This is a genomic window from Shewanella sp. NKUCC05_KAH, from assembly GCF_019345585.1.
Taxonomy (GTDB): Bacteria; Pseudomonadota; Gammaproteobacteria; order Enterobacterales; family Shewanellaceae; genus Shewanella; species Shewanella oncorhynchi.
The window spans coordinates 18,640-44,026 of record NZ_JAHKQZ010000013.1 but is presented as its reverse complement, the minus strand read 5'-3'; the positions used below and the strand labels follow the sequence as shown (position 1 = coordinate 44,026).

Below are 25,387 nucleotides of genomic sequence, written 5' to 3'. Positions count from 1 at the left end.
TTTTTTAGGGGCGTTAATCATTAAAATAGAGTTTAAATTCTCTGTTAGCTAACAAACTTACACCCTTAACTAAAGAAAATGGCTCTTTAAAAGACACCAGTGCCGATAAAATATATTCAATGAGGAGATTCAACCATATGAAACATCAAGTACTATTTGGTATAAAATCAACAAGTAAAGATGAAAAAACAATTCATAATAAACTCAAAGAATTTCTAGCATTAATAGATAGAAAAACATCTATAGCTAAGAACCCTACTATGCTTGAGAGTTTTTTACCATTCAGGATAAAACATTACTATTGGAATCTAAATAAAGAGACAGGCACATTCATTAAATTATTTCCCAATGTAGATCTTGATGAAAATACTTTCGCACCATCAAAACCTGAATGCAGCTGGTTATTGAGTATCATTTTCCACCAAGATTTTCCTGGATACGAAAGAATTAAATCCGAAGATTATATAATTAGCTTGTTAGACTCATTGAACTATGAATATGAAATGATATATGAAACAGATAGTCGTGATTCAATTAAATATGGCGACATTAAGTAGTAAAAGACTATATTTATTCCCTTAACGCGGGAGATAGTAGCCATTATCTCCCGCAGAAACTATATCTTAGAAATCTTTTAAGTACCGAAGTACCGTGCTTAATATCAGCATAAGGGCACTGATGTCAGTAGTCAGTTTACTCAAATCACTATGCAAGTGATGTTTTAATAAGCAGTAACTGGCTACGAATGATTTGACGTATCTGATTATGCAGTTCAAATACTCGAGCGCGATCATTAAGATTTAGCGATAGATTTTCCAGCATCACCAGATCCAAATTGAATTCAGGATAATGCAGTGTCATCGACATATAGCCAGATAAATAGCCCGTATGACTGTATTCGATGAGACCATCGTCCTTATTGATCCTCACCCCATAGCCATAGCGCATATTCGGCCATAAGAATTGGATCTCGGTATACGCCGTTGTCATCCGTTGATAACTCTTTGCACTCATCAACTTGCCAGAATGTAATAGATGCTGAAAGGCGGCATAAGCTGGCGCTGAAGCAATTAATCCCCCTGCGGGCAACAAAGCTTCATCAAGCACTAAGTCAGCAGGGGCAATCACCTCGCTTTCCTGTAAACCTACGGTGAGTGAAGGCACTTTGGCGTGAATCGCCTCAATACTGCCAAGCTCAGCACTCAGGCCATTAAGCTGGTATCGCGTTGCAAACTGCGCCACTTGCTCGGCAAAGGATTGGTGATTGACCTTCTCAAGCACTTGCCCAAGCAGTGAATAACCAAAGTTGGAGTATTCAAATTGGCTACCCGGCTCGAATCGATTGGCCTTACCCAGTTTATCGACACCCGATGTATGCGTTAGCAGTTGGTGCAGCGTAATCCGCTCGTCATATCGACTGGAATTAAGTGCATCCGCACTTAGATTTGCCCCCGCCACAGTGCCTTTTAGCGCCTTATTATTCCCTTCAGCATCACCAAAAAGATAATGATTAAGCGAACGGTTTACCTCGAGTTTCCCCGAATCGACCGCCTGCAATATCAAGGTTGCAGTAATCTGCTTAGAGAGCGATGCCATCACAAAGCGCGAATCTTGACTAATACCTTCACCCTTTTGCAGTTCAAGCTGCGGCTTGCCCTCCTCAAGCAGGATAACACTGCCACTAAATGGCTGCGGCGAATCCTTTATCGCGGCTTGGATTAAGGTCTTAATCTCCGCCACCTTCGATACTGAAGATGCGGTTTGGCTTTCAACGGCAATAGAGTTACTGCCTTGCCCGATTTGCTCTTGTTCAGCACCTGTTTCTAATAACAAACCAAAACTATTGGCACTTGGGAATAATAAAAAACCAGTCAACAGGGTACTGATAACACTCAAACGCATGGGTTATCCTTAACGTAATTAACAAATAATGCTGCCTGCTAGAAAAAAGCAAGCTTATCACAAGTGCTTTTTATGGATAATACAATTTAATCTTTACAATTGAATTATAAAGGAAATATTCCATATAAAAATGACACAACAAAGTGATGCCTAGGGCGACGAAGCTAATCCGAGCAGTATAAACCAAGTGGCAGTCTGCCCCAGTTTGTAGACTGAATATCTCAAGTTGCAGCTAATACACATTCAAAATGGCTATAAAACGACAATAGTAATAATTATCGCACCTAACATATATAAGCCTGCAGAAAGTGATATCGATTTTAGTGGGCTAAACGCCTCAACTTCCAACGTCTGTATATCTTCAATTTTGACTAGTTGCCCTTCTCCCTCGATATGCTGTTCCGTTGCACTTTCGACTTGAAATTCCATTTGTTCGCCAGAGATTGTGGTGACTTTGACCTTTTCACCTATGTAGCTGGATATCGACTGAGAGTCCAATTTAACTTCATTGAGTGAAGAGCATGCGCTGAGGGAGAAACAGATAAGTGATACTACTGCTAACTTTTTCAAACAAGCCTCCTAATCCCACAACTATTACATCCATGATAAGTTATACCTCTAGACATAAGCATTTAGGTATATGCTACTCAGCTTACGGAGTTTCGCCCACAAGTTAAAGAAACCTAGGCTAAATCCACTTAAATTAAATCCTTTGGATGAGGTTAAATAGCGATCAAATGAGCACAGAACTCATCGATGCGGTTAAAGCCAAAGATACGCTTGCTGTTAAGCGCATTATTGCCAATGGCGCTAATCTTGAAGGCGTGGACAATGGCGGGATGACGGCACTCTTGCATGCCTGTGAGTTGCAGTCTTTTGAACTGCTCAAATTATTGGTGGATGCGGGGGCCAATGTGAATCATCCAAACTCGCAGGGGTATCATCCGCTCGATATTGCTTACTGGCAGGGTGAGTTCCGCATGGGATGCTATACCGCTGAGAGTGAGCGCATGGTGAGCTATTTAACCCGCCACGGCGGCAAATCCTTTAGCTAGGTGAGGTGCTAAATAGCATCAAAATGCGAAATGATAAAAAGCCCTATAAACAAAAATCGCGTTAAGCTGGGCCTAACGCGATTTTTTATTACTCACTTACAACCTAATCACCAAAGTCATCGAGTAGGATGTTTTCTGGCTCAACTCCTAGGCTTTCAAGCATCTTAATCACTGAAGAGTTCATGATTGGAGGACCACACATGTAGTACTCGCAGTCTTCTGGTGCCTTATGATTTTTAAGATAATTCTCATAAATCACATTATGAATAAAGCCAGTGTAGCCAGTCCAATTATCCTCAGGCAATGGCTCAGATAACGCCACATGCCAAACGAAGTTGTCATTCTCGGCCGCTAGGGCATCGAAATCCGCTTGGTAAAACACTTCACGGGTTGAACGGGCGCCGTACCAGAAGCTCATTTTACGTGTGGTTTTCTTACTCTTAAGCTGATCGAAAATGTGTGAACGCATTGGTGCCATGCCGGCACCGCCGCCGATAAACACCATTTCTGCATCGGTTTCCTTCACAAAGAACTCACCGAATGGCCCTGAAATGGTCACTTTATCGCCCGCTTTCAAGTTGAAGATGTAAGATGACATCTTGCCCGCTGGCACATTGGCCGATGGCGGCGTCGCAATCCGCACGTTCAGCATAATGCGGCCCTTTTCATCGGGATAGTTGGCCATAGAGTAAGCGCGCAACACTTCTTCATTAACGGTAGAGACAATGTCAAACAGGCCGTATTTGTCCCAATCGCCACGGTATTTTTCAGGAATATCAAAGTCAGCGTATTTCACCACATGGGCTGGCGCTTCAATTTGAATATAACCCCCTGCTTTAAAGCGAACATCTTCACCTTCGGGTAACTCAAGCAATAACTCCTTGATAAAAGTCGCCTTGTTATCATTAGAGATCACCTGACATTGCCACTTCTTCACCCCAAAGATTTCTTCGTCGAGTTCAAGTTCCATATCGGTTTTCACTGAGACTTGGCAGGCGAGACGACAACCTTCTTTAGCCTCTTTCTTGGTGATATGGCCCATTTCAGTCGGCAGAATGTCACCGCCGCCCGATTTGATTTTCACTCGGCACTGACCACAGGTTCCGCCGCCACCACAGGCAGACGGAATAAAAATACTCTGACTCGCCAAAGCGCCGAGTAACTTGTCACCCGCGGCAACTTGAATGCTTTTTTCGGCATCTTCGTTGATGCTGATCGTCACTTCACCCGTAGCCACTAATTTCTTTTTGGCGATTAGAATCACTATCACCAATAGACAGACCACTAGCGTGAACATGCCTATGCCAATTGCCATTTCCATCGTATTACCCTTTTCTAGCTCTTTTCTAAAAAGAATCTGGTTTCACTTTCTCAATTCTTGGCTCGCCTACTGTAGCGTTACAGCGAGATCCCTGAGAAAGACATAAAGCCCAGCGCCATCAAGCCTGTAGTAATAAAGGTGATACCAATACCTTGTAAGCCTTCAGGAATCGCGTTGAATTTCATTCTTTCGCGCAGTCCCGCCAGCAGTACAATCGCCACCGCCCAACCAAGACCCGAGCCCATCGCAAACACCACTGACTCACCGAAGTTGTAATCACGGTTCGCCATAAAGATCACCCCGGCAAAAATCGCGCAGTTCACTGTGAGCAAAGGTAAAAAGATCCCAAGGGAGTCATACAGGCTAGGAATGTACTTATCCAAAAACATTTCAAGGATTTGCACTAACGCCGCAATCACACCAATGAAAGTGATCAGTTGCAGGTAACTTAAATCGATACCGGGTAATCCCGCCCAAGACAGAGCGCCAGGTGCGAGCACTTTGACGTAAATCAGCTGGTTTAACGGCACGGCTAAGGTCATCACCACAATCACGGCAACACCTAGACCAAAGGCGGTTGACACCTTTTTAGACACGGCCAAGAAAGTACACATGCCCAAGAAGAACGACAGCGCCATGTTGTCGATAAAAGTGGCCTGCAAAAATAGATTTATATAGTGTTCCATATCTGCTCCTTAACCCCGTTTCCGCTGGATCACATTGATAGTCCAGATCAACACACCAATCAGGAAGAAGGCGCTCGGTGGTAACTTGAACATCTCATTTGGCAAGTACCAGCCGCCATTTTCGATGGTGGTAAACACAGGGTGACCGAATAAATTACCCGTCCCTAACAGCTCGCGTACAAAGGCGACGCTGATCAAAATCAAACCATAGCCTGTCGCATTACCAAGCGCATCGACGACCGCTAAATGCGGTGGATACTTCATGGCGAAGGCTTCTGCACGGCCCATGATGATACAGTTAGTGATAATTAACCCAACGAATACAGAAAGTTGCTTAGATAACTCATAGGCTACATCCTGCAGAACCATGTCGACGATAATCACTAAGGAGGCGATAACCGTCATCTGCGCGATAATCCGCACACTGGTCGGGATAAAGTTACGGATGGCAGAGATAATCAGGTTAGAAAACACCAACACAAAGGTCACTGCCAGTGTCATCACCACAGCGGTTTGCATTGAGTTACTGACCGCCAGTGCCGAACATACGCCCAGCACTTGCATCGCGACGGGGTTATTGGCAAACACTGGCCCCGTTAACATGTCACGCATGGATAAAGTGTTGCTCATTTTGCCTCTCCCAACTCACCTTGCAATTCACCCTGCGTGGCCGTCGCTTTCAGCTGATTGAAGAAGGTTTGAAAACCCTCAACGCCAAACCAAAACTCCATTGCGCGCTGCACGCCGCGGCCCGTCATGGTCGCGCCACTCACCGCATCGACACCATGAATATCGCCTTCTTTAGCGCCGCCTTTCACAAGACGTATCGAAAACTTGCCTTTTTCATCAAACAATTGCTTACCCTTCCATAGTGACACCCACTTAGGATCAGTTAAAAAATCGCCGATACCAGGGGTTTCACCGTGTTCGTACACGACTAGCCCTTTAATGGTGTTGAAATCGGGTTCAACCGCCACATAACCGTAGATCATCGACCACAGACCTTTGCCATAGAAAGGCACAACCACGCTGTCTAACTTGCCGTTGGCATCGAGCACTTTAAACACGCGGGCATCGTTCGCACGGGTTTTAATCTTGGCGATATCTTTTTTCGGCGCACTTGAAGTCTCAGGATTAATTGCCGCCATACGCTCATCGAAATCGAGGACGTTAGCGTCTGAGTCCACCTTGCCTGTATCTAAGTTGATCAATAATGGCTTAACGGATTTAGCAAAAATATCTCTAAACTCATTGCCCTGACCTAAGTTCACATCGGCGGCCATCAACACATAGCGCTGCACTTCGTCACGTTTTTTGGCGACTTTACGTTCTTTCAATATGCCTGCTGTGCCTGTGATCATAAAAGAGCACAAGAGGCAGAGCGTGATGGTGAAGATCATGGTCCCCACCACAGTATCTTTCTTAAATACCATGACGTTTTAATCTCCGTTTGATGTTGGCGCGGGCCACCAGATAATCGAACAGCGGCGCCCAAAGGTTGGCGAACAGAATGGCTAACATCACGCCCTCAGGCATTTTTGGGTTAGCAACACGGATAAGCACAGTCATAAAACCAATCAAAGCACCGTAGGCAAACTTGCCTTGGCGAGTGTACGAAGTGGTTACAGGATCGGTGGCCATAAACATCATTGCTAGCGCAAAACCGCCAGTGACCAGATGCCAAGTCCACGGCATTGCCATCATTTGATTGCTGCTAGAACCGATGTAATTACACAACGTTGCAGTCGCTATCATGCCCAGCAACACACCGAGCACAATGCGCCAATCCGCTAAGCGGCTGATCAGCAATAATGAACCGCCGATCAAAATCGCTAAGGTGCTGGTTTCGCCAATCGCGCCCACGGTAAAGCCAAAAAAGTTGTTCCACCAGTTAGGATCGCTAAAGGCGCTAAACCAAGAGTAATCGGCAAAACTCAACTTGCCCGCTGCGGTTTGTGCCAGCGCCGTTGCACCAGAGAAACCATCAACGGCAACGAGCTGTTTAATGGTTGAAACTTCAGATGGATAGGCGAAGTAGATAAAAGCCAAGCCCGCCAGCGCAGGGTTAAGGAAGTTATATCCCATGCCACCAAATAGCTCTTTAGCCACGACCACACCAAAGGAAATCCCCATGGCCACCAGCCACAACGGTGTTGATACTGGCAAGATTAAGGTAAACAGCAGGGCCGTCACGAAGAAGCCTTCGTGCAACTCTTGACCACGAACCCGCGCAAACACCACTTCCCAAAACAAACTGGTGAGCAGTGCTGTCAGGTAAATCGGCAGATAAAAACTAAGACCATAGAGGAATAAACCTAATATCCCAGTGTCTTGGCTAAGGCTGCCAAACAGGGTATTAAAGATTTCTAACTTCCAAATATCTGGCGTCGATAATCCGCCCGCGAGCGCAAGCTGTGCCTGTAGGCCAATGTTATATAGACCGAATAAAATGGCGGGCAGTAAACACAAACCGACTAGCGTCATGGTACGTTTCACGTCAATCGCGTCACGCACATGCACTTGGCCCTTAGTGCTACGACCATTGGCAATGACGAGTGAGCGCAAAAAGCCCTTCATCGACTTACCCGTTGCGTAGTACTCTTGTTGTAAATCAGAGGCGTCCTGTAAATCAGGTTTTTTCACTTGTTTGGTCATTAACCTTCCCTCTCAATAACATCTAGACAGGCACGTAATTCTTTACCAAAGTCATATTTGCCGGGACATACGAAGGTACACAGCGCCAGATCTTCTTCATCTAACTCCAATGCACCTAAGGCCTGCGCCTCGTCGGTATCACGCACCACTAAGTCTCGAACGAGTAAGGTAGGTAAAATATCCAGTGGCATGACACGATCTAGCTGACCAAAGGCCATCATGGCGCGGGCGGAACCGCCTTGATGGGTGGTAAATTCAAACAATTTACTCGCACCGAACAGACGCGAGGTCACGGCGCGGGTAATGGAAAACTTGTCAGAACCACCGCGCACCCAAGGGAGAACATGGTGCTGCGAATCTTCGCTCAACACTGACACTTGGTTGTGGAATCGGCCTAAAAAGTCATGTACGCCCGCCGCGGTATGGCCAGATAACACAGATCCCGATACCACGCGGTTATGGCCAGGTTTGATTTCATCACTCACTAAGGCACTTAGCTCAGCGCCCAATTGAGTGCGCAGTAAACGCGGGTTCAGCACGCTCGGGCCACCTAAGGCGACGATGCGGTCGGTATACAACTCACCGGTTTGGAATAACTTGCCGTAGGCAATCACATCTTGATAACCGATATGCCATACCTGACGTTCTAAACTCACTGGCAAGGTAAAATGAATATGAGTGCCCACTAAACCCGCAGGATGAACACCATCAAAGCGGCGCACCTCAAGTTGTGGTAATGCTTCTTTAACAATCGCTTCGCCCTTATCCTGACACAGGTAAACCTTGCCTTCGGTTAAACGGCTCAACACCAGCAAGCCAGCTTTAAAAGCCTCGGTTTGCTCGGCGATGATCAAACGCGGATCGGCGGCCAGTGGATTAGTATCAATTGCGGTAACAAAAATCCCTGCGGGCGTGCTATCGAGCGCAGGCACGCGCGAGAAAGGCCGAGTACGCAGGGCGGTCCATAGACCACTCTTCACCAACTGGTCTTGAACGGTTGGCCGAGGGAGAGCGGCGATGTCTTGATGGATATCGAAAGAAATCTGCCCATCGCGGTTTTCACCGTCATCGCAACGAATGACGACTGATTGTAGAATTCGACGCTCGCCGCGGTTAATCGCTACGACTTGGCCACTAGCGGGTGCAGTGAACAAGACTCCTGGCGTTTTTTTGTCTTCAAATAGGGCTTGGCCCTTTTGAACAAAATCACCCTCTTCGACCAACATCGTCGGCTTAAGCCCAACGAACTCTTCTCCCAGAACAGCCACTTGGGATGGCTTAGCACCGAGTTCAATGACCTGTCGCGGCTCACCAACAATCGGCAAGTCGAGGCCTTTTTTGATCGTTACAATTTGGTTTGAAAAATCTGCCATCACAAATATCAACCATGAAAAATTTTTAGATAAATTTAGGGTAGAGATTTGTTAACGCAGATTCCGATATTGGCGTCACATTCCGCTGCAAATTCGTAAGTTAGATACGTAAATTTACGCAATTTTGTGACACAGATTCACATCCTTACTTACTGTAATCTGCAAATGTAGTTTTATAACAATTTATTCATAAATACGTCATTACTGATTTAGTAGTACCTAAGGTTTACAAAAATAAGCCAAAATCTCCATTTCAGTGCAGTAAAGCGCTAAAACCGTTAAAAGAGCAACTCAGCGAACAAACTTCAACCAATGGCATGCCTCAAAATGGGGCAGGATGGCTAAACTTGCTGGCTATTTTTAGCGCACTAACATTTCAACCTATGGTTTAACCTTTGCTTTACAGCAAAAGCTTGGTAGCCTCAAACTAAGAGAGTTTCCGTAGGAGAAATAGATGGAATACAGACGCATACCGCATTCTAATCTTGAGATCAGTAAAATTTGTTTGGGCACTATGACTTGGGGCGAACAAAATACCCAAGCCGAAGCGTTTGCACAGCTGGACTACGCCATAGGCAATGGCATCAACTTTATCGATACGGCGGAAATGTATCCCGTACCACCTAAGCCGGAAACCCAAGGGGAAACCGAGCGTATCCTAGGGCAATATATTAAGGCCCGCGGTAACCGAGACGACTTAGTGATCGCCACTAAAATTGCCGCACCTGGGGGTAAAAGTGATTACATTCGCAAAAATATGGCGCTGGACTGGAACAACATCCACCAAGCGGTCGATGCGTCTTTAGCACGCCTCCAAATAGACACTATCGACCTTTATCAAATCCATTGGCCTGACCGTAATACCAATTTCTTTGGTGAACTGTTTTACGATCAACAAGAGCATGAACATCAAACACCGATCCTCGAGACCCTAGAAGCGCTCGCCGAAGTGATCCGCCAAGGTAAAGTGCGCTATATCGGTGTGTCGAACGAAACGCCTTGGGGCTTGATGAAGTACTTGCAACTCGCCGAAAAACATGGCTTGCCGCGTATTGTGAGTGTGCAAAATCCCTATAACTTACTTAATCGCAGTTTCGAAGTCGGCATGAGCGAAATCAGTCACCGCGAAAACTTGCCATTACTGGCCTATTCGCCACTGGCCTTTGGCGCCTTGACGGGAAAATATTGCAACGACCAATGGCCTGAAGGCGCGCGCCTGACCTTGTTTAAGCGTTTCGCCCGCTATACAGGTTCGCAAATGGCTCTGGAGGCGACAAAAGCCTATGTCGATTTGGCCCGCGAGTTCAAACTCACGCCCGCACAAATGGCGTTAGCTTTTGTTAACTCACGTAAGTTTGTCGGCTCCAATATCATAGGCGCCACCGACTTATATCAACTGAAAGAAAACATCGACAGTTTAAAAGTCACCTTATCACCAGAGCTATTAGTGCGATTAAACCAACTGTCCGATCAATTTAGATTACCTTGTCCTTAGCCCCTAGGCTTAGTCGGCGAGTTGTTTGAATGACTGACCAATAGCATCGGGTCAATATCCCTGATGCTATTGATTTCAAATAGCTTTAGAGGCATAACTTTTTACCTTTATATCACCTCATCACTGCACCCTCTCCTCTATTCAATCAAAAGCTACCTATTACCTAGTCTTGTTTATCTTATCCCTCCGGCTTAGCAAAAGGTCATTGTCTTCAGCTCCACGAGCTCACCAGCGCCAGACGATGCGAGAAGGCTGCGATACATGGTCTAGGTTACATTCGGATACAGAGTCCTTTTAAGAAGTGAAATATAGTGGCATCACAGTCACTAGACAGATGTCTTAAGGATAAAAAAATGAAAAAACTTTGCTTTGTAATCACAAGTGTTTTGATGTCAAGCCACGCTCTTGCTGAAAGCAATACCTACATTCGTAACGGTAATATCTATAGTCATCAAGATCAGTTCTTTGCTGGCGCAGGTGTTGCTACTGGTAGTCAGTTTTATAAGGGTCAAGATCACCAGACAGGTGCCTACCTCAATGGCGGCTACCACGGTGAAGACTTCAACGCCGATCTGTCCGGCATCAACTACCGCTTTTTAGGCACGAACGATAGTGCCGTTAATTTCAGTATCTTTGCCGTTGCCAATCCTGGCTTTGATGCCGATGATGCGGATATTTTAACGGGCATGAAGGATCGCAAGTTCAGTGGCGATCTGGGTTTAAACGCCGACATTCATTTAGGAAATGGCACGCTATCAACTAAATTCCAACACGATGTCACCAATATTTATGATGGTTTTCAGGCTGATATCACCTATTACCATCCAATAAATGTAGGCTTCGGTGATCTGGTGCCTTATGCGGGTGTGCACTACTTCAGTAAAGATTTCGCAAACTACTACACAGGTGTGACGTCATCTGAAGCTACGGCGCAGCGCCCTGCCTATCAAGCTGACGGCACCTTTGCCTATAAGCTAGGCTACGCTTTGGTTATTCCAGTCACTAAGCATTTAGATATTACTCAAGCCACAGGTTACTCGCACATAGGTGCCAACATGGCTGACTCTCCGCTAATAGACAGTAACAACCAGTGGGTTACTACCCTTGGCGTGAACTATAGCTTCTAAACAACCTGACGAGACAAGACCATGACACTTATCAGAAAAACGTTTTTATGTGCTGGATTAGCTCTGATGCTTTCAGCTTGTGCCACTTCCTACGATACCGAAAAGCAATTTTGGTCTTTCGGTAAAGGATTTGAAACCGCACAGATTGCACCCGATAGCTGGCAGATAAGCTTTGTTGGCAATACCAACACTGACCGCGCATTGGCCCGAAAGTACGTCATGCGTAAGTCAGCAGAGTTATGCAAACAAGCGGGTTATAACTACTTCACTTTTACTCACGAACAAACCGATCGTGATGCAATTGGCCAGTTTGGAGTAGGAGCGAGCGCGAGTAAGGATATCTTGTGGGGGAGTTCAACGATGAATCAAGAAACCTCTGTCATGGTCGAAGTCACAGGTTTACATAGCAAGCCAGAAAATGCGAGTTCCCGCATCTATGAAACAGATTACATACTTAACAATGTCAATGTGAAAAGTTAATTGCTCATCAAAAATGCACCAGTCTAGATTCTCGTTAGGTATCAAGGCTGGTGCGTTTTTTTTATAAATCCCCCTGTTTTGCACCAATTCGTTAGGCACTCATTCGTATAGTAAGTTGAGTCATTCTGCCTCTGCCTCTATCTCTAAATCAACACAGCAGATTAGATTACGTAGGCCTAGCCGCATTGCTCGCTTCAGCTCATGTTAAAGAAACAGACAAAAACGGCTCAAACCTCGCATTATACCAATCGTATTAAACCCCAAATTTAAACTTCAGCCTTGAATTTTAGTGACATGCGAGCCCCACCCAAGTCAGGAGCACGGCCAATACGTAATGGGGAACCCATCCAACAACCAATTCTATCGACAATCGCCAGACCCATGCCATGACCGGAATTTCCGCGGCTATGCTGACCACGCACAAAAGGTTTAATCACTTGAGCAGATTCCTGTTCATCTATGCCAGGGCCATCATCGTCAACGTGTAACCACGCAATCCCATCTTCCAATGCCAACATCAGCCGGATATTGGCACGGCCAAAACGCAGCGCATTACTGAGCAAGTTATTCACCTGCATTGACAAGTACTTAGGATCTGTTTTGATATTTAGCGGTATTGGGCAGGTGATGAGTTCTATTGAAAACCCTGGGTATACTTGGCCTTGATACTTTTCCAGCAACCAAGTATTAAGCTCAATAGGTTGCCAATCAGGTTGGATATTCGCCTCATCGAGGCGGGCATAGCTGAGCAGTGTCATGACCAACTCTTCCATAGTGTCCAGATCGCGGTTCAATCGCTGAAAATACTTCACCCTAAGTTGTTCGCTTTGGGTTTCTTCTAACGCCGCGATACCAAATCGCAGCCGCGCAATTGGAGTTTTTAAATCATGGGAAACTGCCCGACTAAGCAATTTATTGTCATCGATCAATTGCTGGATGCGATCTGCCATGCGGTTGAATTCGCTTTCTATTGTGCCTATGTAGGACGCTTTGCTGACCACAATTCGCTGCTGTAATTCTCCCATACCAAATGCTTGAGTCACCTTACTGAGATTAACCAGTTGGCGGATTAAAGGAGACACCCACACCAACAAAATCACCACCACACCGCCATAAAAAAGCATGGTATACAGCTTATTCGCGTTAAAACTCACATCGGCTGGCGTCACTATCTGGGTATTGATATTCAGCACCTGACCCGTTTTAGGCAATAAATAGTGCAAAGAGATGCCATCATCGGACTCCAGCAGTAATGATTCCCCTGAATAAAACTCTGTTTTTAGGGCTGAGGGTAAGACAAAATCCGCTTCATTCACCAAAGACAATTGATCTGCATTTCGCTGATTCCAGTTGTCTATAAACACATGATTAGGGGCGGGATCGTTATCTAACGTTTGCGCCAGTGAACCGCCCAGCAGTTTTAATGCCGCGAGGTGAGTTGCTGGGCTAGGCGTTTCATTATCAGGATCAATAAGTGTTGCAAACTCACTTATCGACCAGCCTAGGCTGGCAATGGCCACCAGCACGACCAGCACCAGAGAAGTCATTAACTTCTTCATAAAGCTTGCTCGGCCTCATCGCGGCAAAACAAATATCCCTTGCCACGAATGGTTTTGACTTTATAGGGCTGACTCAACGCTTCCTGCAACTTCTTGCGTAAGCGCGATATGCGAATATCCACCGAGCGGTCTAGGCCATCGTATTCAATGCCCCGCAGTTGAGCCACCAATTCATTGCGACTCACTATCGTGCCCGCCTTCAATGCCAGCAGCCACAAGACATCAAACTCATTGGCATTCAAATCCAGCGGTTGTTTATCAATGGTGACTGATTTTGCCGTCGCATTTAACACTAAAGAATCAAAAACTAATTGCTGCTTTTGCTCCTCATCACTCACTCGGCGTAACAGGGCCTTTATCCGCGCTAACAGCACCTGTGGTCGAATCGGCTTAGTGAGGTAATCATCAGCACCAGCATCTAACCCGCGGATTTCATCGCCGTCCTCAACGCAAGCCGTCATAAATAAAATGGGCCCAGTATAAAATGCCCTGGCCTCTTTACACACATCGAAGCCATTCTTAACGGGCATCATCACGTCGAGTAGCACTAAGTCAGGCATCTCATCGGCTATCATCTCTAAGGCAAAATCACCTTGGCTGGCCACTGTGACTCCGTAACCGTGATCCAGTAAATAATCACTGATCCACTCTGCCAGTGAGGTATCGTCCTCTACGACTAAGATATGCTTTGCAACTGACATAGTTAGAATAACCTCCAACCGGACTGACTCTGTTTAGGGGCCTTATAAACCCATGTCACGACCACTTTAACTTGCGCGAGCGGTTGCACATCATCATTACGGATAAGACTAAACGTCGCCGTTTTATCCCCTTCAAAACTATATTGATATTCTTGCAAAGCTTTGCCAGTCCAGCAGGTTAACTGGTGCTGACGGTCTGTCAGTATGAGGCAGTACTCGCCGCTCGCGGGTGTCTGCCATCGGAACAATACATCTTGATAGCAAGTTTGCCCTTTATGCAGTGCAATGCAGCGTTCTGGGGTCGCGGTAAAAATAACGGCATCATCCTGACTCCAAGCCAAAAAAGGCGCGCTCAGCATCACTACCGCTAACAATTGATAAAATCGATTCATGCCCTCCTCCTAAAACACATAGCTAAGAGAAGCATTAAAATACGATGTATAACTCGCTTGATTGAAGGGACTGTCGGTCACTTCTTGGGATAACACATTGAAGCGATACATGGCCCGAAAGACAAAATTTTCACTCAGCGGATAGGCAACCCCTAGCTCCATGCCGTAACTGAAAGAGCTATCCGGCCGATACTCAGGAAAGCGTTCAGTGGCTTCTTCCTTACTGATACCAAAAAGATAGCGATTCAAGGTGGCAGATGAGTAACCTACGCTCCCCAATACGTGAAAATTCCAATTACGAACCTGCCAGGACTTACCCAATCTGGCAGAACTTTGAATACCTTGATCATCATAATAATCAGATACTAACCTATACTGAAAAACATAGTTATCGCCCCAATAACGCGTGGCACGAAAACCGGCACCCACATAGAGAGAATCTTCCGATAGTAGATAAGCATTGCGGCCAGCTTCATCCAGCGTACTGGGATCCACATCAGGACGGGACCAAGAACCTTGTAAGTTAGCCAATAGCAGTTCTAATGACCAATCCTCTGAGCTCCAAAGATTAAACCCCAGATTAATGCCATCTTGAGATTGATGGATCATCTCAACAAACAGCCCTTTGTACTGGTACATGCCACTGACTAACAGCGACAACTGTGCAGAACCAGAATCCGTTTGCCGAACATCGACTTGATTAATCCCGTAAACACTCATGCCCAGCTCAAAATCACCGCCGTCAGCAAGGCGATTAGTTCCTCCAGTAACACTGCTCGCAATATCTGATGCTGCAGCGGTTCTAGGAAGAATGCTCAGCGTTAACACAAGAAGCCAAAGAATACGCATGCCCATTTAATTCACATTTTTAGTCGTTATTTAGCGCTACATATTACAACAGTTTGTTGCAAGTCACTGCACAACCAGTATCATTTTTACGGCAATAGTGTGTCGGATAACAAGATAGACCTATATCCCAAACAACTTGAATCCTGCATCTTCAAATTGTTTGAGGATATACTCACCTCACATTGAGTTAAGGCACAAATGAGGCTCAAGCTAAGATGAAGTGGCGCAGTTAAGTTAACCACTGTCAGTCGTTGGCACACTGAATTATGGGCTAATACATTTAAACAACTCGCACCTTAAACTGCTGCATCGTTTCCCTCAATGAATTAGCCTGCTTAGACAGTGACTCACTGGCTTTCGCGGTTTCGTTAGCGCTGCAGAGAACCAACTCACCCGAATCACGAATCGCATTAATGCGCTCACTAATATCTTCGGCGGTCACAGCTTGCTCCTCACTGGCGGTCGCAACTTGAGTATTAGCCTGAGTCAGTTCAGTCAACGCATCTAAAATCTCAAATAAGTGCTGCTTGGCTTGATTAACGAGCAGTGATGACTCACTGATTTGCTTATCGTTATTGGCAAAGGATTCGACTGAGGATTTGGCATCTTTCACGAGTGTTTGGATAAGATCGCTGATCTCCTGCGTGGCCGTTTGACTGCGCGTTGCCAGCGCCCGCACTTCTTCGGCAACGACAGCAAAACCACGACCTTGATCTCCCGCCCGCGCCGCTTCAATCGATGCATTCAAAGCTAATAAGTTCGTCTGCCCAGCTATCGCATCGACCACAGAAACAAAGTTGAGGATTTTCCCCGTACTCGCCTGAACCTGTTGAATAAGTTGATTCGAATACTGGGCGCTGGCAACCAACTGCTTCGAGATTTTTTCGCTCGCATCGACAACCTCACAACTTTCTTTCACCTTATGCTCAGCTTGTCCCGCTGAGTAAGAAGCGGTTTCTGCACTACTCGCCACTTCAGTGATCGTTGCTGCCATTTGGGTCATAGAGGCGGCGACTTGGTCAGTGTTATCCTGCTGCCTCAACATGGCCTCACGATTATTCTCGGCCACCGCATTAAGCTCAGTCACCATAGAGGCAATTTCTTCACTTCGAGCAATCACTTGGCCAACAGTTTTACTTAAGGTCCACGCCATTTGATTCATACTGACGGTAAGTTCGCCTAATTCATCCTTGGAATCGACGCGTAACTCTTGATTAAAGTTACCCTTTTCCATCATGGCGGCAGAATTACGTAACAGATTGATAGATTTGACCATGTATTGACTGCAAGCAATACCAATCAATAATCCTATGACTAAAGACACTATCGAAATAATCGTTAAGCCATAAATGGCCCTAAGCTCTTCTTCCTCTGTTACAGAAACTGCAGCTTGAGTCATCAGCGCTAAACGTTCTACGAATTGACTTAGCTCAGCATTAAACACATTTTGCGCTTCCTCTAAAGATTCAACCCGCTTAGCTAAAGCGGTATGGTCTTCTTTTTGCTGAATTCCCGAAATAACGGTGCCAAGCAGGACTTTATAATCTGCAAAATGTTGAATGATCGTGTCAATATCTTGATTTAGCTGCTGTGTTTTCTCACGTACTTGAGGAGTTTTAGCGTTTTTTAATGCCTCTCCAAGCATGGTTTGAGTCGAGAGCAACTCCTTGCTAATGTCTTCATTGTGCTGAACAACATCCGCAATAAAAGCCGCTAGAATGAGTGGGCTGGATACGGCGTCAACATCCGCGGCACGAAACGCTTTTTCTAGAATGACAGAGCTTTCAAGCTGCTTAATGGTGATGTCAGTCGATAGCCTGACTAATGGAATATTCTCTTCTGCAATGCCATGAATTTCCTCCGATACACGCTGCATCTTCAACAGACTAAATCCAGACAAAATCAAGATCAGCACTAACATCACCCCAACGAGGGCGATCATCTTATGTTTAATCCGTAAGTCTTTTAAAAACTTCACCATAAAGCTACTCTCCAGCAAAACACTGACAACGAAGGACGTCCAATTTAGGATAGTCGGAGTTTTAACTTTCGGTGGATGAATTAAGCGTAAAGTATTAGCTGAATTTAAAAGAGAAACTTAAACATTAGAAAAATCGCATCATAGCTAAGCTCAATGATACGTTAGAGTCAAAAACCGTTTAAGGCGTGCAAAATCATCTATTAGGCAACAGTTTGAACAGACCTTGGTGAAATTAGGCGTTCAATACCACTGTCCGATACCAACGCCTCAACAAACCGCTAAAACTTGCATTCACATGGCAGATCACAGAAGATCCCTTGGCCTTTTTCATTGCCCTTAGCCTCACCCATGACTCAACCTGCATCGCCTACGCCAAATACTGTGACTAACACAGCGACGAATACAATGGCAGACATTGAAACATCCCATGCCTCGGCGAGTGCTATGCCTGATACCACAGTGACACTTTGCTCATCAGAGGCATATCAGCTAAATGCTCAGATCCGGTCGCAATTCCCAGCGTTAAATCAAATGCTTGATGGTTATCCCCTATGTTATCTCGACACAGCAGCCACCAGCCAGAAGCCGCAAATGGTGTTAGATGCCATGGCGCAGTTTTACGCTAATGACAATGCGAATGTACACCGTGCTGCACATCAGTTATCAGCGCGTTCGACCTTAAGCTATGAAAACGTGCGCGATCAGTTGCAACAATTTTTGAAGGCAAAACGCCGCGAAGAAATCATTTTTACCCACGGCACCACAGAATCAATCAACTTAGTCGCCTTTGGACTGACTGCCCAATTAAGCGCTGGCGATGTGATATTAATCGACGCAGCCGCTCACCACGCCAATATCGTGCCTTGGCAGGAACTGGCGAAACGCACAGGGGCAATGATTAAACCAATCCCGCTCTGTCAGGATTGCCGCTTAGATATCAACGCATATAAAACCTTGCTCGAGTTAAAGCCTAAAATCGTCGCCCTATGCCATGTTTCCAACGCCCTAGGTACAGTCAATCCCGTGGCTCAGCTAGTGCAGTTAGCGAAAAAACATGGTGCTATCACCTTAGTTGATGGCGCACAGGCAGTGGCGCATTTAACGCTGGATGTGACTGAAATCGATTGTGATTTTTACGTCTTCTCGGGGCATAAAATGTATGGTCCCACTGGTGTGGGTATACTTTACGGCCGTTTCGACGCGTTAGATAATCTCGCGCCACTATTAACTGGCGGCGAGATGATTAAACACGTGAGTTTTGAAGCGACAGAATTTGGCAACTTGCCGAATCGCTTAGAGGCGGGCACACCGCCGATTGCTGAAGTCATAGGTTTGGGTGCGGCCATTACATTTTTACAAACCGAACTCATGCCGCAGGTTCAAGCTTATGAAGCTGAACTAGTTAACTATTTACAAAGCCAATTGCGCGCGCTCGGTGAAGTGCATTTATACGGCGCCTTTGATGACAATATCGGTGTAGTCGCGTTTAATCTTGCCGGTGAACATCACCAAGATGTAGGCATTTTGCTGGACCAACAAGGGGTTGCCGTTCGTTGTGGCCATCATTGTGCCATGCCATTAATGCAGAGCCTGAATCTTAAGGGCTGTTGCCGTGCCTCTATCGGTATCTACACCAATAAAGACGATATCGACCGCTTTATTGCCGCGTTAGCCTCGGTAAAAGACTTGCTGCTGTAATCCAGCATTTAGCCACTGATCTACGCCACTCATACGATGCTCAAAATAAGTTAGACAGGATTTAGCCCTATGACAGATTCAATCATGCCAAATGAGGCCGATTTTCACTATTTAGTGCAAGATGCCGAAACCTTACTGGCGCGTTTTACCAATGCCCCTAACTGGCAGGAAAGATATCGCCAAATTATGTTGCTAGGGAAAGACTTACCAAGTTTAAGCCCTGAGCTTCGCATCGAGGCCGCTCAAGTAAAAGGCTGCGAGAGTGATGCGTGGATTTACCATCTAAAACAGGCTGGCAAACACTATTATTTAGCCGACAGCGATGCCCGCATCGTTAAGGGATTGATTGGATTATTGCTTGGCGCCTGCCATGGTAAAAGCCGCGCTGAAATCCAAGCATTTGATCCTACAGCTTACTTCAAACAATTGGGCCTAGAAGGTCAGCTCAGCCCATCGCGCACCAACGGCCTTAACTCACTGGCAAAAGCAATGGTTGAAGCCACTCGATAATCATAACCCGAGGGTTTTCATTTACTGCGACAAGCGATAATTGAAACCACTAGGCAACAACAAATAATCACAACTCTAGCTCAGGGGCAAAGGCCAAAAAAGGGATTTAATCAAAGACTTCTACGCCCTAAAAAGGTATAAAGAAGTTACATTTGCGTTATTGATAGGAACCGAGCATGCCCATCAAGGCAGTCAATCACTACCGTCGTACACTCCTTAAAGGTCTTGGCGCAGCAACTCTGTTAAGTCCACTCGCCAGTTTACCTAGCTTTGCCGCCGCACAGAGGCGGATATATGTCGATGGTTTATCTTTCCTTCCCGATGACTTAAGTGATGTAACTGCCGCTAAGCTCGATGCCTATCTTTGCGATATTTCGGCTATTGAGACCATAGAACAAGCCGATGGCACTCAAAACTACAAACGCACCTATAAAGCTTGCATGGAAAGCATTAAGCAGGCCGCTAAACGGGTGAGCGATCATCCCGATATTTTACTGCAAGGTCTGAGGGGGCGAGATATTCAACGTGCCCGCGACAGCCAGCGCACTGCGGTATACTTTCAAATCCAAGGCGCAGATTGTGTCGAAGAAGACAGCGAAGCTAACCAGTGGGCGCGGGTAGATGAGTTTCATCAACAAGGGCTACGCGTATTGCAACTCACCCACCATTACGGCAATACCTTTGCCGGTGGCGCCTTAGATAATGATGCCAGTGGCGGACTCAATAAACCACTCACGGCCCATGGGCACGAGCTTATCGCCAAACTCAATCACGCCAATATCTTAGTCGATGTGAGTCACTCCAGCGCTCAAACCGCTTTAGATGTCACAAAAATCACTAAATCACCCATAGTGCAAAGCCACGGCGCAGCGCGCGGTATAGTAAACCATGCCCGTTGTTCCCCCGATGAAGTGATCCGCGCCATCGGCGATAGCGGCGGCGTATTCGGCGTATTTATGATGAGTTTCTGGCTTACCAATAATGCCGTGCCCACGATTGATGATTATATTCGCCAACTGGAATACGTTATGCGTGTTGGTGGAGTGGACTGCGTGGCAATCGCGAATGACTTCCCGCTCCGAGGCCAAGAAAACCTACTGGCACTCGGTAATGACAACGCCAAAGGCATTAAAGAATATCAAGAATGGTGGTACAGCCTGAGGGCGAAAGGCGTGCTAGGTTTTGATGCAGAGCCAAGGCATGTCGTGATCCCTGAGCTGAATCATATCGATCGCATGAGCCGTATCGACGATGCCTTAGCCAAGGCGCGCTTTAAATCTACCGACCGCGACCGTTTTATGGGTGGTAACTGGCAAAGAGTGCTCAACAAAGTGCTACTGTAAATGCCATTGTTTTATCGTCATATTTAATTTACTTTGTCGATAAATTTACTGACTTATCAGCTCATTTCAGTCTTGGATATTCTATGCTGACCACACTCGCTATTTTCAATTATCGCTCTCTGCGTGAAATCGTCTTGCCTCTAGGGCAACTCAATTTGATCACTGGGGCGAATGGCAGTGGTAAATCGAATCTATACAAGGCACTACGTTTACTCGCACAAACGGCGCAAGGCGGCGTTGTCAATGCTTTAGCCCAAGAAGGTGGACTCGACTCCAGCTTTTGGGCGGGACCAGAAAACCCCACCAAAAGTATGCTAGCGGGCGACACCGCCATTGAAGCCACCGTCAGGCAAGCGCCAAAACGCTTAAAGCTCGGCTTTGCTGGCGAGGACTTTAGCTATCTTATTGAACTCGGTTTACCTAAACCCGACGCCACCACGCTGTTTGGCTTAGATCCACAAATCAAGCGCGAAGCCATTTGGAACGGGCCTAAGTATAGACCCTCAACAGTATTGGTTGAGCGCCGTGGTCCTATGGTGAAGAGTCGCACTGCTGACGGACAAGGCTGGATAACCTTAGGCGCACACCTGCAAACCGGCGACAGTATTTTTACCGAACTTGCCGATCCAGAGCGCAGCCCTGAAGTGCTAAAGCTTCGCGATAGTATCCGCGCATGGCGTTTTTACGATCACTTCAGAACCGATGCAGAAGCGCCAGCCCGTCGTCCACAATTAGGTACAGCCACGCCAGTATTGCACCACGATGGGCGCGACCTTGCATCAGCAATTCAAACCATTTTTGAGATAGGTGATAAAACGGCTTTTGATCATGCGGTCAGCGATGCGTTTCCCGGTGCAGAGGTTCGAATCGAACCTCAAGAGGGCGGCATTTTAGTGCTCGCATTTCATCAGCATGGTTTATTAAGGCCACTCAATGCCAGTGAATTGTCGGATGGCACCCTGCGCTATTTGCTGTTAATCGCCGCCCTACTGACCCCAAGACCGCCAGAGCTTATGGTGCTAAACGAGCCAGAAACTAGCCTACATCCCGACTTATTACCTGCGCTTGCACGCTTAATCGCTAAGGTATCGGAAGAGTGCCAGTTGTGGGTGGTTTCCCATGCTAATCGGCTTATTAATGCCTTAAGTCAATTTGAACACTGCAATACCTTGGCCTTAGACAAAACCTTAGGCCAAACGCAGATCCAAGGCCAAGACTTACTCAATACGCCCAGTTGGCTATGGCAGAATCGTTAACCTGTAGCCTTAACCCTAATCAATCGTAAAATACCGCGAGCCATAGGGTTTCTGAACTTATAGAAGTCGAAGCGACTCGATGTTTTTGATGGGGCGGAATCGTTAAGTAATCACCAGGAGTTAGCGTAACGGGTTCACCTTGTTCAAATTCAAGCGTCGCCTCGCCTTTGAGCAGCATCACCCATTCATGTTGAGTTTGATCGTACCATTGACCTTCGGGCGTAGATTGCCCATTGGAAACGATGCGCTCAATAGTCACAGTGTTATTACCCGCCAGTTTTTCAAACACTTCGGCCGATAAATCTGTGGGTAATTTTGCAAAAAAGTTATCAAGCATTTTGTCTTTATTCCTCTGCTTTTATTAATGTGCCACTCTGATTAAACGGTATTTGGAGCAATCAAGCATTGAGAAACGAATCCATAAACCGCTATGATATGCGCACAGAAATACTCAGTTGCCATGAGTATCCCTCAGATAAGCCTATTGTTTTACATATGGATATGGAGATTTCCCCCAATGTCGTTGTTTCGCGCACTCAAAGCCAAGTTATTTCCCTCAAACCAAACTAGCCGCGATCCAAAAGACATTCATCTTCAAACTGAATCACAAACACTCTGCCAAGAACAAGATTTAACGCAGGAGCCGTCAGTCGCTGCACCGCTATTCCAGCGTCATTTCAGCTTAAAAATTCATGCGACAAAGGCAGACGCGACTTCTTGCGAAGAAAATGCCGACCACGGCTTAACTCTCTATCACTACGATACGCCCCAAGTCATAGAACTCTTAGGCTGGGAAAACGCCAATGAATGCTGCGACTTCCACCATACCGAATTCGACCGCCTCGAAATCAGCAATCAATTCCCTTTCCCCGAGCAGCACTTTTGGCTCGACAAGGTAAAAGTGTGCAGTATCACCCCCAAAAAGAACTGCCAAATAAAGGCGTTGTGGCAAGTTGAGCTTAACAATCTCGATGCATTATTGATAAGCCACTTTACCCTAGATGCAGACAATATAGTGCAAGGCGATATTCAAGATTACGCCAGCCTAACAGGCCAACTGCACCGCACTTTTCACCAACTCAATACTGAAGAAGGTGCAGGTATACTTAGAATCATCACCCAAAGCCCAGGGCTTACCCAAGCCGTCGATTCAAATTATTTTGGCGAACGTAATGGTGTGACCCGCCAATTCAATGCCCTAGGTACCCTGTTATTTGAAGGCAACTTTATTAATGATCAGCAACTTGGAACACAAACGTGGTACGACCATGAGGGCAAGATCAATCAAATAGAAGATCGCCATCCCCAAGGTCAATTTATTCAATACTTTTATGGCAATGGTCAGCTTAAAGAAACCGCCGAACAAGATAGCAATGGCTATTATATCAATACGTTAACTCGCTACTATGAATCTGGACAAATACAGCTGATCCGGCCCTTAGTGCAAGATGTTATCCACGGAATTGAAAAACAATATTACCCTGATGGTTCACTAGAAGCTGAAAGATATTACAACCAAGGCTATGAATATGAAGCCGTTTGGTATCATCCCAATGGAGCGATTAAACAAAAAGTGTTTAATGATGTGACGGGCAAAGTCATTGAAGAGTTTTACGACTCAGGTAAGCCTGCATGGCGTGAACCCTTCAATACCGAAGGCCAATTACATGGCGAACATGTAAAATGGTATCCCAATGGTCAACTTGAAGAAAAAATCTATTTTGAGAATGGTAAAGAACAAGGCATGGCCCTTTGGTATCATGACAATGGTCAACTCGCCCTTGAGATCTATCTTGAAAATGGACTCAGAGAAGGTCTATTTAGAAGCTATTATAAAAGTGGCGTGCTTTCGGCCGAAGGCCAATATAAAAATAACCTCTCGGTAGCCCCTTTTATTGAATACCACGAAAACCAGCAAATTCAGATGTACTTACCGCACACACAGGGCAACCGTGATGGCACTGCTCGCTGGTTTTATGAAGATGGCACGATACGTACAATTTCTAAATATGAAGTTCGTGATGGTCAAGGCTACCTCAAAGAGTCCAGCTTTTATAATAACAAAGGGATCCTCGAATCCTATCAGAGTCACTCGAATACCCGCTGCGGCTATAATCTTGATAATAATCAAAGGGAATACTATCAAGAAGGTATCGCCGATACTCGCATCGAATACTATGAAGATGGCGCCATTCGCTGGTTACTCACCCGTACGCAAGGGGATTTATTTAGCTCAAAATCCTTGTCCCCTCAAGGTTTAATTTTAGAAACTGGCACCATCCAAATTACTAATGGTCGTTACCTCGATATCGGCCATTGGCAACGTTTTACGCCCCAAGGACAAGTATACCGCGAAGCCTGGCTAGATGAACAAGGCCAACTGATAGAAAGCCGTCACTACTTTGATTTTCATGAAAATATAGCAACTCAGGAAGATGAAGAACCTGAATGGGATAGCCCAGAAAATCCTAGTTATGGCTATGATGAAAACGATGCTGATGGGCAAAGTAACGGACCAAATAACCGTTCGGATGACAGCGAACATCATGCTAGCAATAGTAGCAACAACGCATATTTATCTCGTCAGAAGTATCACGCACCCAATGGCAATACCACGACAAAACAGCGAGAAGATAAAACAATAGCAGATGTCGCCGCTCACACCGAAGAACCCATATTGGCTTATCACTTAAAATTTGATAATGAAAGCAAGCTTTATGCAATGAAACGCTATCATCCCAATCGCCAGATTGCCGAAGAAGGTAATTTACAAATTCAGGGACAGGAGCAATTCTGGGTCGGCATCCACAATCAATACGATGAGCAAGGCAAACTCAAGCTTTCCGAAACCTATACTATGGCGGGCGAACCGATAGAGCACTCCACTAGCACAAGTAGGATAGTGTTAAATTAATCAAGCAGATTTGAATCACACTCGATAGCGAGGATAGGTAAGCCCAGATAAAACTTGGCTTACCTTACTCACAATTAACCGTTAGCTTGC

The 25,387-nt window shown here is 45.9% G+C and carries 24 protein-coding genes; 10 read left to right on the top strand and 14 right to left on the bottom strand.

Translation table 11 applies throughout. The features are described 5' to 3' along the window. The first annotated feature begins 137 nt into the window (after nt 1–137). Nucleotides 138–557, top strand: coding sequence for a hypothetical protein (locus KO533_RS12860; RefSeq protein ID WP_219254506.1), 420 nt, complete (start codon nt 138–140; stop codon nt 555–557). A 148-nt stretch (nt 558–705) separates the two neighbouring features. Here KO533_RS12860 and KO533_RS12855 read toward each other — a convergent pair whose 3' ends face one another. Together KO533_RS12855 and KO533_RS12850 are read right to left on the bottom strand one after the other, a co-directional pair. Further along, nucleotides 706–1,902 carry a serine hydrolase domain-containing protein gene (locus tag KO533_RS12855; protein WP_219254505.1) on the bottom strand — a complete coding sequence of 399 codons (1,197 nt, stop codon included), beginning with the start codon at nt 1,900–1,902 and terminating at the stop codon, nt 706–708. A gap of 252 nt (nt 1,903–2,154) precedes the next feature. Beyond that, nucleotides 2,155–2,472: a hypothetical protein gene (locus tag KO533_RS12850; RefSeq protein WP_212599749.1), complete on the bottom strand. Its 318-nt coding sequence runs from the start codon at nt 2,470–2,472 to the stop codon at nt 2,155–2,157. 167 nt (nt 2,473–2,639) lie between these two features. Between KO533_RS12850 and KO533_RS12845 the strand changes: the two genes are divergently transcribed. Further along, nucleotides 2,640–2,957, top strand: a complete 318-nt coding sequence (locus KO533_RS12845; RefSeq protein ID WP_251073434.1) for an ankyrin repeat domain-containing protein — start codon at nt 2,640–2,642, stop codon at nt 2,955–2,957. A 103-nt stretch (nt 2,958–3,060) separates the two neighbouring features. Here KO533_RS12845 and nqrF read toward each other — a convergent pair whose 3' ends face one another. From nqrF to KO533_RS12815, 6 genes are all read right to left on the bottom strand, one after another. After that, nucleotides 3,061–4,278, bottom strand: coding sequence for an NADH:ubiquinone reductase (Na(+)-transporting) subunit F (gene nqrF, locus KO533_RS12840; protein ID WP_219254501.1), 1,218 nt, complete (start codon nt 4,276–4,278; stop codon nt 3,061–3,063). 77 nt (nt 4,279–4,355) lie between these two features. Next, entirely contained in the window at nt 4,356–4,964 is a 609-nt protein-coding gene (gene nqrE / locus KO533_RS12835) for an NADH:ubiquinone reductase (Na(+)-transporting) subunit E (RefSeq protein WP_105250116.1), read from the bottom strand. A 9-nt stretch (nt 4,965–4,973) separates the two neighbouring features. Then, on the bottom strand, nt 4,974–5,594 hold the full coding sequence (locus KO533_RS12830) for an NADH:ubiquinone reductase (Na(+)-transporting) subunit D (protein WP_028761892.1): 621 nt from the start codon (nt 5,592–5,594) through the stop codon (nt 4,974–4,976). Then, nucleotides 5,591–6,397: a Na(+)-translocating NADH-quinone reductase subunit C gene (locus tag KO533_RS12825; protein WP_219254499.1), complete on the bottom strand. Its 807-nt coding sequence runs from the start codon at nt 6,395–6,397 to the stop codon at nt 5,591–5,593. Before KO533_RS12825 ends, KO533_RS12830 begins: the two co-directional genes overlap by 4 nt. Beyond that, on the bottom strand, nt 6,387–7,619 hold the full coding sequence (locus tag KO533_RS12820) for an NADH:ubiquinone reductase (Na(+)-transporting) subunit B (RefSeq protein ID WP_028759366.1): 1,233 nt from the start codon (nt 7,617–7,619) through the stop codon (nt 6,387–6,389). The genes KO533_RS12825 and KO533_RS12820 overlap by 11 nt, the downstream gene beginning before the upstream one ends. Continuing rightward, entirely contained in the window at nt 7,619–8,992 is a 1,374-nt protein-coding gene (locus tag KO533_RS12815; protein WP_219254497.1) for a Na(+)-translocating NADH-quinone reductase subunit A, read from the bottom strand. Before KO533_RS12815 ends, KO533_RS12820 begins: the two co-directional genes overlap by 1 nt. 454 nt (nt 8,993–9,446) lie before the next feature. Between KO533_RS12815 and KO533_RS12810 the strand changes: the two genes are divergently transcribed. The 3 genes from KO533_RS12810 (at nt 9,447) to KO533_RS12800 (ending at nt 12,094) form a co-directional block, all read left to right on the top strand. Next, nucleotides 9,447–10,487: an NADP(H)-dependent aldo-keto reductase gene (locus KO533_RS12810; RefSeq protein ID WP_219254495.1), complete on the top strand. Its 1,041-nt coding sequence runs from the start codon at nt 9,447–9,449 to the stop codon at nt 10,485–10,487. Nucleotides 10,488–10,840: 353 nt separating this feature from the next. After that, complete coding sequence (gene ompV, locus KO533_RS12805; RefSeq protein WP_168824821.1) at nt 10,841–11,614, top strand: outer membrane protein OmpV; 774 nt, start codon at nt 10,841–10,843, stop codon at nt 11,612–11,614. 21 nt (nt 11,615–11,635) lie between these two features. After that, nucleotides 11,636–12,094, top strand: a complete 459-nt coding sequence (locus KO533_RS12800) for a hypothetical protein (RefSeq protein WP_028761861.1) — start codon at nt 11,636–11,638, stop codon at nt 12,092–12,094. A 266-nt stretch (nt 12,095–12,360) separates the two neighbouring features. Here KO533_RS12800 and KO533_RS12795 read toward each other — a convergent pair whose 3' ends face one another. From KO533_RS12795 to KO533_RS12775, 5 genes are all read right to left on the bottom strand, one after another. Further along, on the bottom strand, nt 12,361–13,653 hold the full coding sequence (locus tag KO533_RS12795) for an ATP-binding protein (protein ID WP_219254493.1): 1,293 nt from the start codon (nt 13,651–13,653) through the stop codon (nt 12,361–12,363). After that, nucleotides 13,650–14,354, bottom strand: a complete 705-nt coding sequence (locus tag KO533_RS12790; protein WP_105250123.1) for a response regulator transcription factor — start codon at nt 14,352–14,354, stop codon at nt 13,650–13,652. Before KO533_RS12790 ends, KO533_RS12795 begins: the two co-directional genes overlap by 4 nt. A 2-nt stretch (nt 14,355–14,356) precedes the next feature. Continuing rightward, nucleotides 14,357–14,746 (bottom strand): DUF3019 domain-containing protein, encoded by a 390-nt coding sequence (locus tag KO533_RS12785; RefSeq protein ID WP_219254491.1) that lies wholly within the window; start codon nt 14,744–14,746, stop codon nt 14,357–14,359. 9 nt (nt 14,747–14,755) lie between these two features. Next, on the bottom strand, nt 14,756–15,595 hold the full coding sequence (locus tag KO533_RS12780) for a MipA/OmpV family protein (protein WP_028761859.1): 840 nt from the start codon (nt 15,593–15,595) through the stop codon (nt 14,756–14,758). Nucleotides 15,596–15,875: 280 nt separating this feature from the next. Beyond that, nucleotides 15,876–17,576 (bottom strand): methyl-accepting chemotaxis protein, encoded by a 1,701-nt coding sequence (locus KO533_RS12775; RefSeq protein ID WP_219254489.1) that lies wholly within the window; start codon nt 17,574–17,576, stop codon nt 15,876–15,878. Between the two features lie 348 nt (nt 17,577–17,924). Between KO533_RS12775 and KO533_RS12770 the strand changes: the two genes are divergently transcribed. The 4 genes from KO533_RS12770 (at nt 17,925) to KO533_RS12755 (ending at nt 22,383) form a co-directional block, all read left to right on the top strand. Next, the gene (locus tag KO533_RS12770; protein ID WP_219254487.1) at nt 17,925–19,274 is read left to right on the top strand and encodes a cysteine desulfurase; all 1,350 of its coding nucleotides are present in this window, start codon (nt 17,925–17,927) and stop codon (nt 19,272–19,274) included. Between the two features lie 69 nt (nt 19,275–19,343). Continuing rightward, nucleotides 19,344–19,784, top strand: a complete 441-nt coding sequence (locus tag KO533_RS12765; RefSeq protein WP_219234442.1) for a SufE family protein — start codon at nt 19,344–19,346, stop codon at nt 19,782–19,784. A 176-nt stretch (nt 19,785–19,960) separates the two neighbouring features. Beyond that, nucleotides 19,961–21,127 carry a membrane dipeptidase gene (locus KO533_RS12760; protein ID WP_219254485.1) on the top strand — a complete coding sequence of 389 codons (1,167 nt, stop codon included), beginning with the start codon at nt 19,961–19,963 and terminating at the stop codon, nt 21,125–21,127. Between the two features lie 83 nt (nt 21,128–21,210). After that, nucleotides 21,211–22,383, top strand: coding sequence for an AAA family ATPase (locus KO533_RS12755; protein WP_219254483.1), 1,173 nt, complete (start codon nt 21,211–21,213; stop codon nt 22,381–22,383). A gap of 19 nt (nt 22,384–22,402) precedes the next feature. On the opposite strand, the gene KO533_RS12750 is transcribed toward KO533_RS12755, so the two are convergent. Next, nucleotides 22,403–22,720 carry a cupin domain-containing protein gene (locus tag KO533_RS12750; protein WP_168824805.1) on the bottom strand — a complete coding sequence of 106 codons (318 nt, stop codon included), beginning with the start codon at nt 22,718–22,720 and terminating at the stop codon, nt 22,403–22,405. Between the two features lie 180 nt (nt 22,721–22,900). Here KO533_RS12750 and KO533_RS12745 point away from each other — a divergent pair, with 180 nt between their 5' ends. Continuing rightward, nucleotides 22,901–25,297, top strand: coding sequence for a toxin-antitoxin system YwqK family antitoxin (locus KO533_RS12745; RefSeq protein WP_219254481.1), 2,397 nt, complete (start codon nt 22,901–22,903; stop codon nt 25,295–25,297). Nucleotides 25,298–25,387 lie beyond the last annotated feature (90 nt).

Coding starts and splice junctions, on each gene's coding strand:
- KO533_RS12830 (WP_028761892.1), bottom strand. CDS start 5,594: ATGAGCAACACTTTATCCATGCGTGACATGTTAACGGGGCCAGTGTTT.
- KO533_RS12815 (WP_219254497.1), bottom strand. CDS start 8,992: ATGGCAGATTTTTCAAACCAAATTGTAACGATCAAAAAAGGCCTCGAC.
- KO533_RS12820 (WP_028759366.1), bottom strand. CDS start 7,619: ATGACCAAACAAGTGAAAAAACCTGATTTACAGGACGCCTCTGATTTA.
- KO533_RS12755 (WP_219254483.1), top strand. CDS start 21,211: ATGCTGACCACACTCGCTATTTTCAATTATCGCTCTCTGCGTGAAATC.
- KO533_RS12775 (WP_219254489.1), bottom strand. CDS start 17,576: ATGGTGAAGTTTTTAAAAGACTTACGGATTAAACATAAGATGATCGCC.
- KO533_RS12790 (WP_105250123.1), bottom strand. CDS start 14,354: ATGTCAGTTGCAAAGCATATCTTAGTCGTAGAGGACGATACCTCACTG.
- KO533_RS12750 (WP_168824805.1), bottom strand. CDS start 22,720: ATGCTTGATAACTTTTTTGCAAAATTACCCACAGATTTATCGGCCGAA.
- KO533_RS12770 (WP_219254487.1), top strand. CDS start 17,925: ATGACTCAACCTGCATCGCCTACGCCAAATACTGTGACTAACACAGCG.
- KO533_RS12845 (WP_251073434.1), top strand. CDS start 2,640: ATGAGCACAGAACTCATCGATGCGGTTAAAGCCAAAGATACGCTTGCT.
- nqrE (WP_105250116.1), bottom strand. CDS start 4,964: ATGGAACACTATATAAATCTATTTTTGCAGGCCACTTTTATCGACAAC.
- KO533_RS12765 (WP_219234442.1), top strand. CDS start 19,344: ATGACAGATTCAATCATGCCAAATGAGGCCGATTTTCACTATTTAGTG.
- KO533_RS12780 (WP_028761859.1), bottom strand. CDS start 15,595: ATGCGTATTCTTTGGCTTCTTGTGTTAACGCTGAGCATTCTTCCTAGA.
- KO533_RS12810 (WP_219254495.1), top strand. CDS start 9,447: ATGGAATACAGACGCATACCGCATTCTAATCTTGAGATCAGTAAAATT.
- KO533_RS12825 (WP_219254499.1), bottom strand. CDS start 6,397: ATGGTATTTAAGAAAGATACTGTGGTGGGGACCATGATCTTCACCATC.
- KO533_RS12800 (WP_028761861.1), top strand. CDS start 11,636: ATGACACTTATCAGAAAAACGTTTTTATGTGCTGGATTAGCTCTGATG.
- KO533_RS12760 (WP_219254485.1), top strand. CDS start 19,961: ATGCCCATCAAGGCAGTCAATCACTACCGTCGTACACTCCTTAAAGGT.
- KO533_RS12785 (WP_219254491.1), bottom strand. CDS start 14,746: ATGAATCGATTTTATCAATTGTTAGCGGTAGTGATGCTGAGCGCGCCT.
- nqrF (WP_219254501.1), bottom strand. CDS start 4,278: ATGGAAATGGCAATTGGCATAGGCATGTTCACGCTAGTGGTCTGTCTA.
- KO533_RS12745 (WP_219254481.1), top strand. CDS start 22,901: ATGTCGTTGTTTCGCGCACTCAAAGCCAAGTTATTTCCCTCAAACCAA.
- ompV (WP_168824821.1), top strand. CDS start 10,841: ATGAAAAAACTTTGCTTTGTAATCACAAGTGTTTTGATGTCAAGCCAC.
- KO533_RS12795 (WP_219254493.1), bottom strand. CDS start 13,653: ATGAAGAAGTTAATGACTTCTCTGGTGCTGGTCGTGCTGGTGGCCATT.
- KO533_RS12855 (WP_219254505.1), bottom strand. CDS start 1,902: ATGCGTTTGAGTGTTATCAGTACCCTGTTGACTGGTTTTTTATTATTC.
- KO533_RS12860 (WP_219254506.1), top strand. CDS start 138: ATGAAACATCAAGTACTATTTGGTATAAAATCAACAAGTAAAGATGAA.